The sequence below is a fragment of the Prosthecobacter sp. genome (assembly GCF_044222565.1).
Taxonomy (GTDB): Bacteria; Verrucomicrobiota; Verrucomicrobiia; order Verrucomicrobiales; family Verrucomicrobiaceae; genus Prosthecobacter.
In genome coordinates, this window is record NZ_JBGANA010000028.1 from 1 (window position 1) to 17542 (window position 17542).

Annotated in this window: 14 protein-coding genes; 9 read left to right on the plus strand and 5 right to left on the minus strand. The window is 61.5% G+C overall.

Features of this window, described 5'->3' with window-relative positions:
* Positions 1 to 12: 12 nt before the first annotated feature.
* The gene (locus ACILSR_RS27890) at positions 13 to 738 is read left to right on the plus strand and encodes a GxxExxY protein (RefSeq protein WP_395753189.1); all 726 of its coding nucleotides are present in this window, start codon (positions 13 to 15) and stop codon (positions 736 to 738) included.
* Between the two features lie 140 nt (positions 739 to 878).
* Complete coding sequence (locus ACILSR_RS27895) at positions 879 to 2048, plus strand: serine hydrolase domain-containing protein (protein WP_395753101.1); 1170 nt, start codon at positions 879 to 881, stop codon at positions 2046 to 2048.
* 452 nt (positions 2049 to 2500) lie between these two features.
* On the opposite strand, the gene ACILSR_RS27900 is transcribed toward ACILSR_RS27895, so the two are convergent.
* Both ACILSR_RS27900 and ACILSR_RS27905 read right to left on the minus strand, forming a co-directional pair.
* On the minus strand, positions 2501 to 3253 hold the full coding sequence (locus ACILSR_RS27900; protein ID WP_395753102.1) for a hypothetical protein: 753 nt from the start codon (positions 3251 to 3253) through the stop codon (positions 2501 to 2503).
* Positions 3254 to 3285: 32 nt separating this feature from the next.
* Positions 3286 to 4248 carry a hypothetical protein gene (locus ACILSR_RS27905; RefSeq protein ID WP_395753103.1) on the minus strand — a complete coding sequence of 321 codons (963 nt, stop codon included), beginning with the start codon at positions 4246 to 4248 and terminating at the stop codon, positions 3286 to 3288.
* A 127-nt stretch (positions 4249 to 4375) separates the two neighbouring features.
* Here ACILSR_RS27905 and ACILSR_RS27910 point away from each other — a divergent pair, with 127 nt between their 5' ends.
* Both ACILSR_RS27910 and ACILSR_RS27915 read left to right on the plus strand, forming a co-directional pair.
* Positions 4376 to 5284: a sugar phosphate isomerase/epimerase family protein gene (locus ACILSR_RS27910; protein ID WP_395753104.1), complete on the plus strand. Its 909-nt coding sequence runs from the start codon at positions 4376 to 4378 to the stop codon at positions 5282 to 5284.
* 40 nt (positions 5285 to 5324) lie between these two features.
* Complete coding sequence (locus ACILSR_RS27915) at positions 5325 to 6110, plus strand: NIPSNAP family protein (RefSeq protein ID WP_395753105.1); 786 nt, start codon at positions 5325 to 5327, stop codon at positions 6108 to 6110.
* 154 nt (positions 6111 to 6264) lie between these two features.
* On the opposite strand, the gene ACILSR_RS27920 is transcribed toward ACILSR_RS27915, so the two are convergent.
* A complete protein-coding gene (locus ACILSR_RS27920; RefSeq protein WP_395753106.1) occupies positions 6265 to 6690 on the minus strand; it encodes a thioredoxin family protein in 426 nt (141 codons plus the stop codon).
* Between the two features lie 145 nt (positions 6691 to 6835).
* Between ACILSR_RS27920 and ACILSR_RS27925 the strand changes: the two genes are divergently transcribed.
* Together ACILSR_RS27925 and ACILSR_RS27930 are read left to right on the plus strand one after the other, a co-directional pair.
* Positions 6836 to 6982 (plus strand): hypothetical protein, encoded by a 147-nt coding sequence (locus ACILSR_RS27925; protein ID WP_395753107.1) that lies wholly within the window; start codon positions 6836 to 6838, stop codon positions 6980 to 6982.
* A gap of 9 nt (positions 6983 to 6991) precedes the next feature.
* The gene (locus ACILSR_RS27930; RefSeq protein ID WP_395753108.1) at positions 6992 to 7876 is read left to right on the plus strand and encodes a hypothetical protein; all 885 of its coding nucleotides are present in this window, start codon (positions 6992 to 6994) and stop codon (positions 7874 to 7876) included.
* Between the two features lie 40 nt (positions 7877 to 7916).
* Here the strand turns inward: ACILSR_RS27930 and ACILSR_RS27935 are convergent, their stop codons facing one another.
* Complete coding sequence (locus ACILSR_RS27935) at positions 7917 to 8552, minus strand: hypothetical protein (RefSeq protein WP_395753109.1); 636 nt, start codon at positions 8550 to 8552, stop codon at positions 7917 to 7919.
* Between the two features lie 660 nt (positions 8553 to 9212).
* Positions 9213 to 10088, minus strand: a complete 876-nt coding sequence (locus ACILSR_RS27940; RefSeq protein ID WP_395753110.1) for a LysR family transcriptional regulator — start codon at positions 10086 to 10088, stop codon at positions 9213 to 9215.
* 91 nt (positions 10089 to 10179) lie between these two features.
* On the opposite strand from ACILSR_RS27940, the gene ACILSR_RS27945 reads away from it, so the two are divergent.
* From ACILSR_RS27945 to ACILSR_RS27955, 3 genes are all read left to right on the plus strand, one after another.
* Entirely contained in the window at positions 10180 to 13287 is a 3108-nt protein-coding gene (locus ACILSR_RS27945; protein ID WP_395753111.1) for a DUF2339 domain-containing protein, read from the plus strand.
* Positions 13284 to 15278: a hypothetical protein gene (locus ACILSR_RS27950; protein WP_395753112.1), complete on the plus strand. Its 1995-nt coding sequence runs from the start codon at positions 13284 to 13286 to the stop codon at positions 15276 to 15278. The genes ACILSR_RS27945 and ACILSR_RS27950 overlap by 4 nt, the downstream gene beginning before the upstream one ends.
* A gap of 86 nt (positions 15279 to 15364) precedes the next feature.
* On the plus strand, positions 15365 to 17542 hold the full coding sequence (locus tag ACILSR_RS27955; RefSeq protein WP_395753113.1) for a thioredoxin domain-containing protein: 2178 nt from the start codon (positions 15365 to 15367) through the stop codon (positions 17540 to 17542).

The window sequence follows — 17542 nt, forward strand, 5'->3', positions numbered from 1 at the left end:
TTTGGTCCGGGACTGGATGAAGCAGACTATGAACGTGCGCTCCACTTGGAACTGATGGCCATGGGAATAGAAAATGAATGCCAGGTGCCGCTCCCGCTGATCTACAAAGGCGCGAACCTCGATTGTGGTTACAGGATGGACTTGTTGGTGGCTGGCAGGTTGCTGCTGGAGCTGAAGGCCGTCGAAAAACTTCATCCTCTGCATGAAGCCCAACTGCTCACTTACCTTCGTCTCGCGCAGATGAAACTTGGATTGCTGATGAATTTTGGCAGCCTTGTACTGCGCGATGGCATTGTGCGGCGGGCCAACAGTGCTTCGAGAGCGTTGAAACCTCGGAGTGCCATGACAGCGGGCACCCCGATTGATGCCCTGTCATACGAAGTGATCGACGCTGCAATCGAGGTGCAGCACATTCTCGGTGCCGGCCTTCTTCGCAGTGTTTACGAAACCGCACTGGCGCATGAGATCAAGTCGCGCGGCCTCCATGTGGATCAACGGCTGCCTGCGAATATCACTTTCCGCCAACAGCTCATCACCAGCACCAAACAAATTCCCATGGTGGTCGAAGGCCGTCTCATGGTCGGCATCGTTTGCGCCAAAAAACTGGACTCCATTCATCTGGCGCGCCAGCGCTCCCTATTGAAGGCGACACAAGTCGAAAATGGCCTGTGCTTCAACTTCCACGCAATGTCCATGGCCACAGAGGCCAAGTGTTTCTCCAGACAATTCAAACGTTGAACCACCGAAAGCGAGGTATGAAATGGCCTTCTCTGCGGTCTTCTAAACTCTTGCGTTGCAATCCTCTGAGGCACCTTCATTTGCCACGAAGCGGCAACATTGGCTCCCTGGCTGCGTTCGATAGTCCTCACCACACCATCATGCGCACGCTTCTGCTTTCTTTCGTCCTGTCATCTGTCGCTTTCGCGGATACCCTCAAACTTCGTGGCATTGGAGAGGCGATGGAGGGGATGATTGCGAAGAATGAGGTGGCGGGGGTGGTGACGGTGGTGGCGAAGAAGGATGGGGTGGTGCATCTGGAGGCGAATGGGATGGCGGACATCGAGAAGCAGAAGGCGATGAGCGTGGATGCGATGTGCTGGATTGCCTCGATGACGAAGCCGGTGACGGGGGTGGCGATCATGATGCTGCAGGATGAGGGGAAGCTGAACATCGCGGACCCGGTGGCGAAGTATCTGCCGGAGTTTGCGGGGCTGAAAACGCCTTCGGGCAAGGCGGCGAATCTGACGATCACGCAGATTCTGACGCATACCTCGGGCCTGGGAGAGGCGGGCGGTGCGAAGGCGCAGGAGGCGCACACACTGGCGGATCTGGTGCCGATCTGGCTGGCGACGCCGATGCAGTTCGAGCCGGGAGAGAAATGGCAGTACTGCCAGTCGGGCATCAATGCGGCGGCACGGATTGTGGAGGTGATCAGCGGGATGACGTTTGATGAGTTTTTGCAGAAGCGTGTGTTTGATCCGCTGGGCATGACGAACACGACTTTTTATCCCACGGATGCGCAGTGGAGCCGCGTGGCCACGGGGTATGCGAAGAACAAGGAGAGCGGCAAACTGGAGGCGGTGCCGCCACGTGGTGATTTTGGCAAACGCGGTCGGCCGCCGCAGGGGAATGGGGGGCTGTATTCCTGCGCGAAGGATTACACGCGCTTCTGCCAGATGTTGCTGAATGGCGGGACGCTGGAGGGCAAACGCATCCTGAGTCCGGAGGCGGTGAAGATTCTATCCTCAGTGCACACGGGGGATCTGCCCTGTGGGTTTTTTCAGAAGGCGGAGTTTGGCAGTCACGGGAAGAACTATGGCTGGGGCATCGGTGCGTGTGTGCTGAAGGAGCCGCATGAGGGGCTGGCGGAGATGCTTTCGCCTGGCACCTTTGGCCACGGGGGCGCGTGGGGGACGCAGGCGTGGATTGATCCGAAGAAGGAGGTTATTTACGTGCTGATGGTGCAGAGGGCGAACTTTCCGAACAGTGATGCAAGCCCGGTGCGCGAGGCGTTTCAAAGGGCGGCGGCGAAGGCGCTGGGGAGGTGATTGGGGGGCGCTGCGGCCCAACGTGGACATACGGCGATGTTGCGTGACGGAGAGTCATCAAACGGAAGCGCGGAGCATCTTGCACCTGCGGAGCCCTGCGGCATCGGAGTGCCGCGCTCCCAGGGTGGGTGGCTGTCGGCCTGAGGATGGCTTTGTGGGGTACGGGCGTCCTCGCAGTCGAGCCGTTTGGCGGAGGATGCGATTGAGCATCAAAACGCTTTCGACGCCAAATACAACCGACCTACGACCGGAGTGCGGGGCTCCCAGGGTGGCTGGCTGCCGGCGTGAGGGTGGGTTTGTGGGGTACGGATGTCCTCGCAGTCGGGCGGTTTGGCGGAGGATGGCATGGAGCATCGCAACGCCTTCGACGCCAAACACACCCAACCTACGACCGGAGTGCTGCGCTGTTCGGGAAGATGTCTTTGCTTACCGCCCAGATTTTCAAACACGGCCTACCGCTGCTGCAAGGAGCGGTCCACGAGGCCTTCGTAGATTTTGCGGCGTTCGTCGAGGCCGAGGCCTTTGTTGCGGAGGCCGAGCATTTGTTGATTGATGGTCTCGCGCTGGGAGGTGCTGAGGCGCCCGAGTTTGGCGACCATTTCGGGGGGTGGGGCTTTGGGGTAGCCGTCTGAGGAGAAGCCTTCCTTGTAATTTACGGCGGCGGTTTTGGCCTCGCTCAGCTGAGAGGAGGTGAGCTGCGGGGTGCTGCCACCGGAGCCGCCGGAGCTGCCGCCTGATTTTGAGCGCGGGGGTCTTGGCGGGGGCTTTTGATAACGGACGGAGATGACTTCGCCGCCGGGCACCTGAATTTTGGCGGACCAGGTCTGCATCTCTTCGCTGACGCCACCGACGCCGACGAGCTGCCAGCCCTGATAGTTGGGGACTCTGGAAACGACGTGGGACTCGAAGGTTTTGGTGTCGAGGAGGGTGGCGTAAACATCCTTTTCGAAATGGGCGACGCCGGTGAGGATGAGGGAGTCTGAGACGCCGAGGGAGCGGGTGAAGGGAGAGTTCGTTACGAGAGCTTCGAACTCCTCCATATTCACCACCCGCGGAATGGCGCCATCGTCTTCAGCGGGCATGGGCTGCGGCATGGCGTCTTCGGCCTGCAGCGGCAGGATGGCAGCCAGGCACAGAAAGGCGAGGAATACGCAGGGCAGCGGCTTCGCGGGATTTCGGGCTGTGTCATGAGGCAGGCTGCTCATGAGGAAATTACGGCGGGAGGCTGTGAGAACCATCACGGCAGCTTCTGAAATTCCTGCCAGCCTTCCCAAGCGATGCGCTGGAGATCGGCGCGGTCTTTCTCGGAGAATTTGCGGGTGATGGGATTGCCATCGCGGTCCTTGGTTTTATCTGGCCTGGGCTTCTCCTGGCTGCGAATGTCCGTGACGGAGTCGACGGGCAGGCCGACGGGGCTTTGACTGAAGATGGCGGAATAGAGCGTGCATGCAGTGAGGTAGGCCATGGTCTGATTGAGGTGCGCGTCATTGACGAAACGCAGCGTCAGGTCCGGACGCTGGGTCTGGCAGCGCAGTGCGACCAGGGCCATGGGAGCGACGGAGGCGTCGATCTTTTTGGCGAGAGCAGCGATGGCGCGCTCTTTGGCAAGGACGGGAGCGGGGTCGGGCGCGGCATTCAGGGGTTTTTCGTTCTGCGTGCCGGGCGTGGTGACGTAAAGGATGACGCGCGCGCCCTGGGCTTTGGCGAGAGCGGCAAATTTGGGCGCATACTCGGCGTAGGCGGTGGGATCTCCCTCGATGTCATCGCGGTAGGACTGAAGCACGATGATGTCCCACGGTTTCCGATGGGCCTCGATCTTCGGAAGGATTTCAAGATGTCGTGCGAGGGCGATTTTGGCGTAGTTGTCCTTGGGGCTTTCAGCGAGCGTCTTTTCGAGCGTGGCGATGGTGGCTTTCTCTTCGGCCTCGGTGAGGGTGGAGCGTTTGACGATGTTCTGGGTGCCGAGGCGCCAGTGGTCCTTCAGGGTACGACCGCCGTAGATGACATCTGTGGTGTTGAAAGTGAGCCCTGGATTTCCCGCCTCGGCCATGGCCTTGACCACAGAGCAGAGATTGTGACGGCCGGTGAAGCTGTTGCCGATGAAGAGGACGTTGAGCGTCTTTGCTGTGTCCGCGGCACCGGCGGCCATGGGGAGTGCGAGAAGCGCCCAGAAGGCGAGGCGATGGAGGGTGCGTTTCATGGTGGGGCGTGAGAACGCGGCGGCGGGGATTTGTCTCTCAGGGATTTCGTGGGGATGGTGGTGAAACTTCCTGTGCAAGGAAGAGGGAGCCCAGTAGTTTATCAGGAAATCCAACCCTTTATTATTCATGATCACACGCCGCCATTTTCTTCACACTGCTTTGGGGTTTGCTGCCTTGCCATCGTTTGCGCGCGCGGCTGCTGCTGGTGGACCCAGCCTGGGATTCAGCCTCTATGGAATGAAGACGCTGGCTCTGAATGAGGCGCTGAAAACCTGTGCGGAGATCGGCTACTCGAATGTGGAGCTGGCCTTGAATGCGGGGTTTCCGACGGAGCCGAAGTCTTTCTCCGCAGACGCGCGCAAGGAGGCGGTACAGCAGCTTGCTGCGCTGAAGCTGGAGCTGCCGTGCCTGATGGTGAACATGAGCCTGACGGCAGATGACAAGGGGCGTGCGCTGGCGCTGCAGACGATCACAGATGCGGCTCAGGTGGCGCGGGACATGAATGCGGCGCAGCCGCCGATCATGGAAACGGTGTGCGGCGGCAAGCCGGCAACGTGGGAGCAGCAGAAGGCGGGCATGGTGGAACAGCTGAAGTCATGGGCGGAGGTGGTGGAAAAGGAGAAGACGGTCATCGCGATCAAGGCGCATGTGGGCAGCGCGGTGAACTCGCCGGAGCGGCTGCTGTGGCTGATCGATCAGGTGAAATCTCCGGCCATTCAGGTGACGTATGATTACAGTCACTTTGAGCTGCAGGGGATCGACATGGAGGAGAGCATGAAGCTGCTGCTGCCGCGGACGAAGTTCATCCATGTGAAGGACTCGACGGGTGATGCGGCGAAGTTTCAGTTTCTTCTGCCGGGCGAGGGGCGGACGGATTATGTGAAGTATTTTACCGCGCTGAAGAAGCACGGCTACACCGGACCGGTGGTGGTGGAGGTGAGCGGGCAGATCTTTAACAAGCCGGGTTATGATCCGGTGGCGGCCGCGAAGAAGAGCCATGCGGCGCTGGCGGGTGCGCTGGCGAAAGTTGTTTAATCCTGGCTCGTCTTTCATTTGTTCACACCAACTCATTCCCATGACACGAAGCACCTTCCTCAAAACCACCGTGGCCGCCAGCGGGCTGGTCGGCGTTGCACAAGAACTGACTGCTGCTGAGGCGCCCGCGGGTGCTGCGCGCGAGTATTTTGAAATCCGCAAATACACGCTCAAAGGCCCGGAGAAGCAGGCGGTGCTGGAGGGCTACCTGAAGGACGCGGCCATCCCCGCGCTGAACCGGCTGGGCGTGAAAAATGTGGGCGTGTTTCTGCCGGAGAAGCCGGAGGGCGCGCCAGTGGTGTATGTGGTGCTGCGTTATGGCTCGCTGGATCAGCTGGCGAAGTGCGCGGAACTGTTGAGTGACGCGGCTTTGCAGAAGCAGGGGGCGGCGTATCTGGATGCGCCGGCCACGGATGTCGTCTATGAGCGCGTGGAGAGCTGGCTGACGCAGGGCATCTCCGGCATGCCTGCGATGGATGTGCCGGCGAAGGGCGGGAAGGTGTATCAGCTGCGCATCTACGAAAGCCCGACGGAGAAGACGGGGAAGAAGAAGATCGAGATGTTTAACATCGGCGAGCTTGCGATCTTCAAAAGGAGCGGGCTGAATGCGGTGTTTTTTGGCGAGACAATCGTGGGGCCGCTGATGCCGAACCTAACGTATATGCTGAGCTTCAATGACGCGGCGGCGAAGGATCAGGCGTGGAATACTTTCCGCGTGGATCCGGAGTGGACAAAGCTGAAGACGACGCCGGGTTTTACGGACAAGGAGATCGTGTCACGCATCACGAACATCGTGCTGGTGCGTGCGGCGTATTCGCAAATTTAGACCGGTGCTGAGAAGGCTGTTTCATTGCCACGGGGGCGATGTGCAGTGCGGGCGAGCTGGTTTTGAAGGGAGCTTTTCCAGAGCGGCATCGGAGTGCCGCGCTCCCGGCGGGGGAAGCCGGGAAGGTCCGGCTTCCTGCGCGACAAGGGCTGGATTACTTGTCCTTGGCCTTGGTAAGTATGCCCTGGAGCGTTTTGGCAAACGCTGCGGCGGGAGTGCTGCCGACCTGTTTGTCGATCTGTTTGCCGGAGGCATCGAGAAATTCGATGTGAGGGATGCCGTTGACGCCGTACTTGCTGGCGATTTTGGCATTGCTCTCGTCATCGATGTCGAGATAGGCCCAGACGAATTTGTCATGAAATGCCTTCACCTCTTCGCTGGGATAGACATCCTTTTTCATGGCCTGGCAGGGCGGGCACCAGGCGGCGGAGAAAACCATGATGACGGGCTTGTCGGATTTTTTAGCGGCATTCAGCGCGGAGGTGCTGCTGGTTTTAAACTCCGGACTGCCTTTGGGGAAGTCGCTGGCGAGGGTGAGACTGGCGGTGGCGGCGAGAAGGAGGAGAATGACTTTTTTCATGGGTGGAGATAAACGGTGGAATAGGAGGAACGCTTCATGAGATGCACAAGGGGTGATTTTTATTCCAAAAAATCGGCCCTCGTAAGCATGGAGGCAGGGGCCGATGTGGATTGACTTGGAGTCAGGCTGACCTACCCCGTACGCCATGAGCATTTCACGACTGCCGGTCCTTCTCGCCAGTGCCATGCTGGCGCTCATGCTGCCGCTTCAGCGCAGCGTGGCAAACGAAGCCTTTTTCTCGAAAGACGGCAAAACGGTGACGATGGGCCTGGGAGGCAGGGGGATCGACTGACTGCTGCAGGTGGACATCGCCACGGGGAGAATAACCCGGGCTCCTCTGCCTCCCGAACTGAAGGATGAAAGCATCGAAAGCGTGGCTGCAGGCAGCGAAGGCGAGGCTTTGTTTCTGGCGAAGAACGGCGTGTGGGTGTGGACACCCGGAGCCGCCACACCGGTGAAGCATGTGTGCGCCACGGCACCTGTCTTTAATGCCGCGGACCTGTTTGTGGCCACCGTGCCGGGGACGCCGCTGACGGACTGCCTCTTTGTGAGCGGCAATGAAACGGCTGACGCGACAAGCCGTGGCACCTTTTACGGCCGCAAGCCGGGGAGCAAGCAGCCCTTCCTCTCCATTTTCTGCCGCCGTGTGGACGATGCCACGAGCGGCATTTTTTCGACGGACGGACGGCTGTTTTTCGTCTCCCACGGAGATCTGTGGGAGGGCGGGATCCAGGTGGATGACGACACCGGCACCGAACGGCTGGGAACGCTGGTGGGGGCGCGCATCGCCCCGCTGGCAGTCCTGAACACGGATGAAGCCAATGGCGGCAGTATGTGGGTGGAGCATGTGGCACCCGCTGGAAAATGGATCTATGCGAAGCTGCGCGGACACCACATGGCCGCACTGGTGCGTACACCGATGCCCGCCAAGCCGCTCTACGCGCCCAGTTCCAGCGATTCTCCATCAACGCAAGATCACCTCGCCGCGATGTCCCACGCGCTGAGCAAAACGGAGATCATCACGGAGGACTATGAGCACGTGGACGCCTTCTGCGCCACGGAGGTGGGTGGCAAACCGCGGGTGTTTTTCTGCGGCGATGTGGAGGATGGCAAGGGCCCCGCCATGATGCTGTGGGAAGGCGCCGGGAAGCCGCGAGTGTTCGGCCACCTGCCCGCGCAGCAGTGAGCCGGATCACACGATCACCTTTTTCCAGAACCGGTCTCCATCAGTGCAGAGTGTGATGGCCACTGTGGTGCCCGCTGCCGGAGTGGCTGGAAGCGGGAGCAGAACCTCCGGACGAGGAGCTGCCGCCGAAGTGATGCCCGCTGTGGTGGGAACTGCCGCCCGAGCTGCCTGAAGGTGCGCCACCAAAGCCGCCGCTGGAATGATGGGAGCTGCTGCCGCCAAACATGCTGCCGAAGCTGCCTCCGGAATGGTGCGAGCTGCTTCCAAACCCGGAGGGAGTGCTGAACGGACTCGCCGTGATATGGCTGCCGGAGTGGTGCTGGTGGTGATTGAGCACCGGTGCCGAAGAATAGCCGTGGCTGGAGTGGTGCGTGGGCGCACCCCTGCCACTGAAGAATGAAGCGAAGCCCGGCGACGAATACGAGCGGCTGGGGTAATTCACGGACGGACGGGGGTAGTAGGTGCTGTAGCTGTTGTAGGACACCACCGGGCGGGAGTAGTAACCCCCACTGGAATAGCCGCCGCCGTAATAGGGCGCTCCGGAGGAGTAGTATGAGCCGTAGCCTCCGGAACCATAGCCTGTGGAGCCATAGTAGCCGCCTCCGTAGTCAACGCAGGAGGAGAGTGCCGAGGCGAAAGTCAAAGAAGCGAGAAGAAGGAGCGAGGTACGTTTCATGTTCCCCAGCTCGGACGCATCGGCGCAAAGCTTATTCATTTGAATGTTGAAGTGACTGCAAAAGTGCCTGGGATGAATGGCACTCGGTTAAAGAGGGTTATCGTGGTTAGCCGGGGGCTTGGCGGCAGGCGTGCGGCGGAGCGTTTTGCAGACGCTGCTGGTGACCGGTGGGTGTGGCGAAGTGCTGGCTTTGCTTCCCGGTGCGCTTGCGGCAAACCCAGGGTCTCCTCGCCAAGGCTCGGCTGACCCTGGGCTGTATGACGCAGCCCTTTCAGGGCTGGTGCGAGGGGCGAAAGCTGTTTCAGCCAAGGTGATTTTGCAGTGTCATACCATCAGCAGTTGAAAAGAGGTCTTGTCTTGCCCCAGAAAGGCAAAGGTTAGGTGGACGCGGAGCGGTGGGTAATTGCGGAGCGTTGAGGGATCGGGATGATCCCTCTCCTCCAATCCGTGCGCGTGGCGAAGCTCTGGCGGATTGGGACCATCCTGGTCCCACACAACGCTCCGCAAAGATCGGCGTTTTTGACTAGCTGAGGCGGGCTCGTTCCCGAATGATGGACCCGTTTCTACTGTTCGTGGTATAAGACGCGCGGAGAAGGAAAGGGAACACTCGCGATCGAGAGGCTTAACCGAGCGCCATTCATGCCTGGAATGCACTGCCTTTTACGCAGAGAGTTCGCCGGCCAGCGCAGCAGCCTCTGCAAGGAAGGACTCCGCCAGCGGTGACAGGCGGCCAGTCCAGAGCGCGCCGAAGCAGAGGGGTGGGAAGCCCTCCAGCGGCAGAGCCTTTACGGTCGGGGGCAGCTCGATGCGCGGGTGGCGCAGCACGAGGCCGGCGCCGAAGCCTTCCACCACGTAGCGCAGAACGAGATCCAAGCTGCCGACCTCGAGGCTGGGCAGCCACTCAATGCCGCGCTGTCGCAGGGCTGCCTGAAAGGAGCGTGAGACGACGTCTCTGGCCTCCAGCGCCACGAGCGGGAGATCGATGCGATCCTTCTCGAAGATCTGCTCCGCTTTGGTGATGCCGCTCTGCTTTGGCACCAGCAGCGCCATGGGCAGGCGGAGGAGCTCACGTGACTCGATGTTCGCTGTGTTTTTTTCCATCAGCGTGCCGAAGCCGATGTCCACCTCCTGGGAGGCGAGCAGGGCCTCTATCTCCTGCTGACGCCCGTGGGTGAGGGTGAAGTGGAAGCCTTTCACGCGGCGGCGCATGCGCGCAAAGAGCTCCGGCAGGTAGTCGCGCTGCACGACCTCCGCGGAGGCAATGCGCAGGCGGTTTTCCCCACCTCCGCGCAGGCGGTCCGCCATCTCCGTGAGGCCGCCGAAGAAAGGGGAGATGAAATCGTAGAGCGCCTGCCCTTCGCGCGAGAGCTGAAACGGACGGCGCTGATACAGCGTGACGCCGAGGGAGTCTTCGAGCTGGAGAATCTGTGCGCTGATGGCGGGCTGCTGAATGCCGTAGGGCATGGCGCGTGCGGCCGCACTCACACCGCCGTGCCGCGCCACATAGTAGAAAAGTTCGAGGTGATGGACATTCATGGCCTGGGGGTAGGCTATACGGTTTATCAATGATGCCACCAGGAAATATCAATTTCCCTTGGCGGCTGATCCTGAGAGACTGAGCGGTGTTATGGACGAAATCATTTTCCTACTTGTGATCGTTGCAGGCGCAGTGCTCGTCATGCCGGTCATTTCCATTGTTCTTGCCACCAAAGCACGGCGACGCGCCGAGGAGCTGGGCCGGGAGATTGCAGCGCTGCGCGACGCGACCGCGCGCGGCATCAAGCGTGAAGCGCAGCTCATTGAGCGGATCGAAAAACTGGAGGCGGGGGTCAAAACCCTGCCTTCCCCACTGCGGCAGGACGCTCCTGCTGTGGCCCTTGTGGAGCCTGCGGCGCCACCTGTGGCAGCCGTCGAGGCAGCTGCAACGCCGCCGCCTGCGGAATCGGACGAACCGGTCTTTGTGGTGGCGCGGTCCGCGCCGCCGCCGATCCCGCCTGCGGAAACCGAAGCGGCCCAGGTTATTTCACCCGTGGTGGCTGGGGCCGGGTCTCTGCCCGCGTCTGTGCCACTGCCACCACCCGCACGGTCTGCGGACGTTATCCGGTCCGTCGAATCCAAGCCGCGCCCTGCGCGTGCTCCTGTACCGAGCATCAATCTGGAGCAGTTCATGGGTGCCAAGCTTTTCGCGTGGGTTGGCGGTCTGGCATTGTTCCTCGGGGTCATCTTCTTTGTGAAGCTGAGCATTGAGCGCGGCTGGATTTCGCCAGAGCTGCGGACGGCAATCGGCTTTGTCATTGGCGCCGGACTGGTGGGAGCGGGTGTGGTGATCGAGCGGCGCAAGCTGTATGCGACTCTCGGGCAGACGCTGTGCGCCACGGGCATCGTGGTGCTGTACGGGGTGAGCTACGCGGCGCATGCGCTGTATCACATTCCGCCGTTCAATCACGCCCTTGTGACCTTTGGGTTGATGACGCTCATCACCGCAACGGCCTTTCTGCTGGCGGTGCGCATGCAGGCTCAGGTGGTGGCGGTGCTGGGGATGCTGGGTGGATTTTTGACACCAATCTTCTGCTCCACGGGGCATGACAATCCGGGTGGGCTGTTCGGGTACATTGCGCTGCTGGACATCGGAGTGCTGGCGGTGGCAAAGCACAAGCGCTGGCTGCACCTAACAGCGCTGGCGGCTTCAGGAACGATCATCATGCAGGGGGGGTGGATGATGAAGTTTTTCCACTCGTCCCATTATGCCATGGGATCGGCGACGTGGATTCCGGTGGGCGTGTTTCTGGGGTTTGCCATTCTTTTCATGCTGGCGGCCTGGTGGTCCCGGCAGCGGAATGATGAGGACGCCTTTCCCGCCGGTGCAGCGCTGGCGCTGTGTGGCAGCGCGATGTTTGCGGCAATGGTGTTTCTCGGCTTCGGGGCCATCGCCGAGCGCCCGGTGTTGCTGTACACTTTTGTGCTGGGCATCAATGCAGTGGTGATGGGGGTGGTGTGGCAGCAGCCGCGTGTGGCCGCCGCCCAAGGCATCGTCGCGGCAATGACGTTCCTGCATCTAACCAAGTGGACCGCCGATCATCTGACCGCCGAGCTCCTGCCGTATGCGCTCTGCATTTACCTGGGCTTTGGCCTGCTGCACACGGCCTTTGCGGTGCTTTGGCAGAAGCGCAACCAGACTGCCACGGCCTTCATGAGCTGGACGCCGGTGATCACCCTCGTGCTGCTGCTGATGCCGGTGCTGTGCCTAGACTCGGTGAGCCTGATGCTGTGGCCCGCAATCTTGCTGGTGGATCTGCTGATCATCGGCCTGGCGATTTTCACGGGCGCGCTTGTTCCCGTGCTGGCTGCGCTGGCGCTGACGCTGATCACGGCCGGGGCGTGGATGTTCCGCCTGCCCGTCAACACGACGAGCAGCCTGGAGCAGTTCCTCATCGTGCTGGGAGGATTTGCCGTGCTGTTTGGACTCGCCAGCAGCTCCATCGCCCGCAAGATGCCGAAGGTGCCGCTGGCGGGGCTGCTGCCGGTGAGCTCGGCGGTGCTGCCGTTTGCGCTGCTGATTCTGGCCACGGTGCATCTGCATGTGGCGAACCCTTCACCGATCTTTGGCCTGGCGCTGCTGCTCACAGTGTTTCTGCTGGGGCTGGCGCGCATCAGCGGCATCACGGTGCTGATTCCCACGGCGCTGGGCTGCGTGCTGGCGCTGGAGTGGATCTGGCACCAGCAGAGCTTCAGCGTGGAGCACCCAAACACGCCACTGCTTTGGTATCTGGGATTCTATGCGATCTTCACCGCGTTTCCGCTGGTGTTTGAGAGGCACTTTGCCACGCGCCAGATGCCGTGGATCGCCTCGGCTGCCGCGGGATTGGGAACGTTCGGGCTGGTGTACCGCGTGGTGGGGCAGACCTGGCCGAATGAGATGATGGGGATGCTGCCAGTGGCCTTCGCGATCGCGCCGCTGATGTGCCTGGTCTTTGTGCTGAAGCAGCACGGGGCGGAGAACCCAGCGCGCCTCGCGCAGCTGGCGTGGTTCGGAGGTGTGGCGCTGTTTTTCATCACGCTGATCTTTCCGATCCAGTTTGAGAAGCAGTGGATCACGCTGGGCTGGGCGCTGGAGGGCGCGGCGCTGTGCTGGCTCTTCCGCCGCGTGCCACATGCAGGTCTGCGTGGCACGGGCACGGTGCTGCTGGTGGCAGCATTTGTGCGGCTGGCGCTGAATCCAGCGGTGCTGGAATATCAAGTGAGGGGTGAGACAGCGATCCTGAACTGGCAGCTCTATGCCTACAGCCTTTCGGCGCTGGCGATGTTTGCGGCAGCACGCTGGCTGACGCCGCCGAATGACCGCTGGGGCGGCGTGAACTTGCGCGGGCTGTTCTGCGCGCTGGGCGGCATCCTGATTTTTCTGCTGCTGAACATCGAGATCGCGGATGCGTTTACACCGGCGGGAGAGAGCTCGATCACCTTTGACTTCGACGGCAACTTTGCCCGTGACATGACCTACACCATCGCGTGGGCGCTGTATGCGCTGGCTCTGCTGATCATTGGCATCTGGCAGAGGAATGCGCCGACGCGCTACGCGGGAGTGGGTCTGCTGGCGGTGGCGCTGCTGAAACTCTTCCTGCATGATCTGGCGAACATCGAAAGCATCTACCGCATCGGCGCACTGATGGTCGTGGCCGTCATTGCCCTGGCCGCTTCCTTCCTGTATCAACGTTTCCTCACTGAAGACAAATCATGAAACTGCATCTTCTGCTCCCAGCCCTGTGTGCATGCTCCGCCGTCCATGCCGCCGACTTCGCGGCGTGGACCCACCGGCAGACGGTGCGGATCACGAAACCGGGGCTGACCCGGATGGAGCTCGAGCCTGCGCTGCTCGGCGCTTCAAAGACGGACGGTGGCGCGGCTTTTCACGACCTGCGGATCGTGAGTCCGGCCGGGGCGGAAACACCCTACATCCTGGCTTTGCCAAAAATCATCCGGCCCGAGATGGTGGAGGTGCCGGAATTTAAGGGCTCGCTGAATCCGGGCGGCTCAAACACCGTGCTGGAATTTCGAGCGCCCGCACGCAGCACGATCTCCGAGGTGCTGCTGCAAACGCCTGAGCCGCACTTCATCAAATCGGCCACGCTGGAGGCCAGTCCGGATGGCGCGCGCTGGCAGACGCTGGCCAGCAACGCCCTGCTTTTCCGGCAGAGCGGCACTGAAAAGCTGCGCTTCACCTTTGCCTCTGCGGCATGGACGCACTTCCGCGTGACGGTGGACGATTCGCGCAGCAAGCCGGTGGTGTTCATCGGCGCGCAGGTGCGGCAAGATCTGACGGAACTGCGCACGCTGCCGCAGGCGGTGACGATCCGCGGGCGGACGGAGGCCGCGGGGGAAACGCATCTGAAACTCGATCTGGGCAGCGCGAATGTGCTGCTGGGCAGCTTGCGCCTGCACACGCCGGAGCCGGTGTTTCAGCGGGAGGTCTCTCTGCTGAATGCACGTGCGAGGCTCTTCCGGCTGCAGTACGAAGGCCGCAGTGCGGAGGATCTGGACATGAGTGTGCAGCAGCTGGCCACAACACGCGAGATCGAGCTGGTCATCCGCAATGGCGACAGTCCGCCACTGCGCATCGAGCACATCGAGGCGACGCGGCACCCCATGCCGGTGGTGTTTCAGGCGGACGCCGCCGGAGACTGGCTGTTTTACATCGGGAATGCGCAAGCTGCGGAGCCAAGCTATGACATCGCCGCGCTCGGCGAAAAGCTGCGGGACGCGACGGCGCAGTCCGGCATGGCCAGCGCGGTGGAGCCCAACCCCGTCTTTAACAAAACGGCCACCGCACCCGATGTGGGGGACGTGGGGCCTGCGATCGATGTTTCGCCGTGGTCATTTCAGCGGCCGGTGAAGTTCACGGAGGCCGGCGTGGTGGTGGTGGAGCTGACGCCCGAGGTGCTGGCCTGCTCCGCCAATGACCTGCATGATGTGCGCGTGGTGCGGGACGGACATCAGATCCCCTTTCTGGCCATCAAGCCGGGGGTGGAACGCGAGCAGCCGGTGACGATCGCCGAAATTCAGGATCCCCAGGCGCCCACGTGGTCAAAGTGGGACATTCAGATGCCGTTTGCGAATTTCCCGGCCAGCGAGCTGCTGCTGGACTCGCCTACGCCTTTGTTTGCACGCACGCTTACCGTTTCTGAGCAGCACGAGACGGAGCGGGGGCATTTCGAGCGCATCCTGAGCAATGCGAACTGGCAGCGCCGGCCCGGGCAGCCTCCGGCGACCTTTCACCTCTCTCTTTACAGCGCGCCCCGCGCACCCACGATCCGGGTGGCGACGGACAATGGCGACAATGCGCGGCTGACGATCACCTCCGCTAGAGTGCTGTATCCTGTGGTGCGGCTGCTGTTTCGTGTGCCGGACACGACACCGGTGCAGCTGTGCTACGGCAACCGGAATGCGCCCTACACGCGCTATGATCTGCAGCTGGTGAGGCCCGAGTTTGAAAGCGCCACCAAGGTGGCAGGCATGCTGGGAGACGAAGAAAAGCTGCCCGGATTTGAGGCCGGTCCGAACGGCGCCTCCGGCAAGGGTGGTCCGTGGATCTGGGTAGCGCTGGCGCTGGTGGTGGGGGCGCTGCTGTGGGTGGTGGCCAAGATGCTGCCGAAGAAGGAGGAGGGCTCCGCCGTCGAGGAGTCAGGAGCTGCGCGTCAAGAGGGTCAAGACGGGCAGGGGCAAGACTCTTGACGGCCTGACCATTCCTTGACCTCCTGATCGTCTTCCCCCCTTGCAACCCCGCGCTGGATGCGGACGTTATCTCTCTACCCCCAACCATGAGTGATACGACCGGCCAGCCCCCCAAATTTACCAATGCCCTAGCCAAGGAGCGCTCGCCTTATTTGCTGCAGCATGCGCACAATCCGGTGAACTGGCTGCCGTGGGGCGAGGAAGCGTTCAAGAAGGCGAAGGCGGAGGACAAGCCGATCTTTCTCTCATCCGGATACTCCACCTGCCACTGGTGCCATGTGATGGAGCGGGAGTCATTTGAGAACGAGGAGACGGCGAAGATCATCAACGACAACTTTGTGCCTATCAAAGTGGACCGTGAGGAGCGGCCGGATGTGGACCTGACCTACATGACGTATGTGCAGGCGGCGAGCGGTCATGGCGGGTGGCCGATGAGCGTCTTCCTCACGCCGGAGCTGAAGCCCTTTTACGGCGGCACGTATTACCCGCCGGAGAACACGCCGGGCCGCATCGGCTTTAAAAATCTGCTCAGCGAACTGCACAAGGTGTGGACGGAAGATCGCAAGGGGATCGACGAACGTGCGGCGCGCTCGGTGGAGAAGCTGCAGGACCACCTGGACAATGAGAACACGGCGCTGGACAAGATCGATCACGATGCGCTGGTGCAGAAGGCGTATGACGATCTCTCGGGCACCTTTGACTACCACGAGGGCGGGTTTGGCAGCGCACCCAAGTTCCCCAGGCCGACGTCGCTGAACATGCTGATGCGCATCCACCGCATTCTGGCGGAGCGGAAAGGCGAAGACCGCCAGTCCGAAAGCGACTGGGCCATGGAGATGACGGTGAAAACGCTGCGCGGCATGGCCAACGGCGGCATGCGGGATCACCTCGGCGGCGGATTTCATCGCTACAGCGTGGACGGCTACTGGCACATCCCGCATTATGAAAAGATGCTGTATGATCAGGCGCAGCTGCTCACGGCGTACACCGAGGCGTGGCAGATCTCGCAGAATGCGATGTTTGAAGGCATCGTGCGCAGCACGGTGGCGTATGTGAAACGTGACCTCCGGCAGAAGGACGGCGGCTTTTTCTCCGCTGAAGATGCGGACAGCCTGGCCAGCGCGGAGGCAGGCCATAAAACCGAGGGAGCCTTCTACGTGTGGAAGGCAGCCGAGATCGACGAACTGCTGGGCAAGGAAGAGGGCAGCATCTTCCGCTACGCCTACGGCGCTCGGCGCGATGGCAATGCGCGCGCGGAGAGCGATCCGCATGGAGAGCTCAAGGGGCTGAACACGCTATACCGCGCGGCGTCGTTCAAGAAGACCGGGGAATACTTCAAGAAGTCGCCGGAGGAGATCAAAGCGATCATCGACAGAGGCACGGCCACGCTGCTGGAAGCGAGAGCGAAGCGCCCGCGCCCGCATCTGGATGACAAGGTCATTGCCGCATGGAACGGGCTCATGATCTCAGGACTCGCGCGCGCTGGCGCAGCCTTTGGCGATGCGGAGATGGTGAAGCTGGCCGCGGATGCCGCGCAGTTTTTGCATGACCAGCTCTGCACGACGCCCGGCAAGGAGCTGCACCGCTCATGGCGCGAAGGCGAGCGCGGCCCCCGGGCTTTTGCGATTGATTACGCCTGCCTCATCCACGGGCTGATCGATCTGTATCAGGCGTCCTTTGACGTGAAGTGGCTGCAGTGGGCCACGGCTTTGCAGACAGAGATGGACGCGCTGTTTCTCGACACGAAAAATGGCGGCTACTACAGCGTGCACACGGACATGCCGAACAGCGTGCTGCGCATCAAGGAGGACTATGATGGTGCTGAGCCTTCTCCAAACTCGCTCGCCTCGCTCAATCTCGTGCGCCTCAGCGCCCTGCTGGCCAAGGACGAGTGGAAGAAGCAGGCGGAGAAGATCTTTGCGCTGTTTGGCTCCACGCTGCAGAACAGCCCATCCTCCGTGCCGGTGATGACGATCGCGTATGACATGCACCACCGCGGCAAGCAGCAGATCGTACTGGCGGGCGATGTGGGGAGCGATGGATTCAAAGCGATGGCCGGGAATGTGCGGCGGCGCTTCCTCCCAACTGCGGTAGTTTTGTGCGCCGATGGTGGGGCGGGCCAGGAGTGGCTGGCGAAGCACAATGAGGTGCTCGCCGGGATGAAGCCGGTGAAGGGGGAGACGGCGGCGTATGTGTGCGAGAATTTCACGTGCCAGGCGCCGGTGACGACTTTGGAGGGGCTGGAGAGGGTGCTGGGGAAGTAG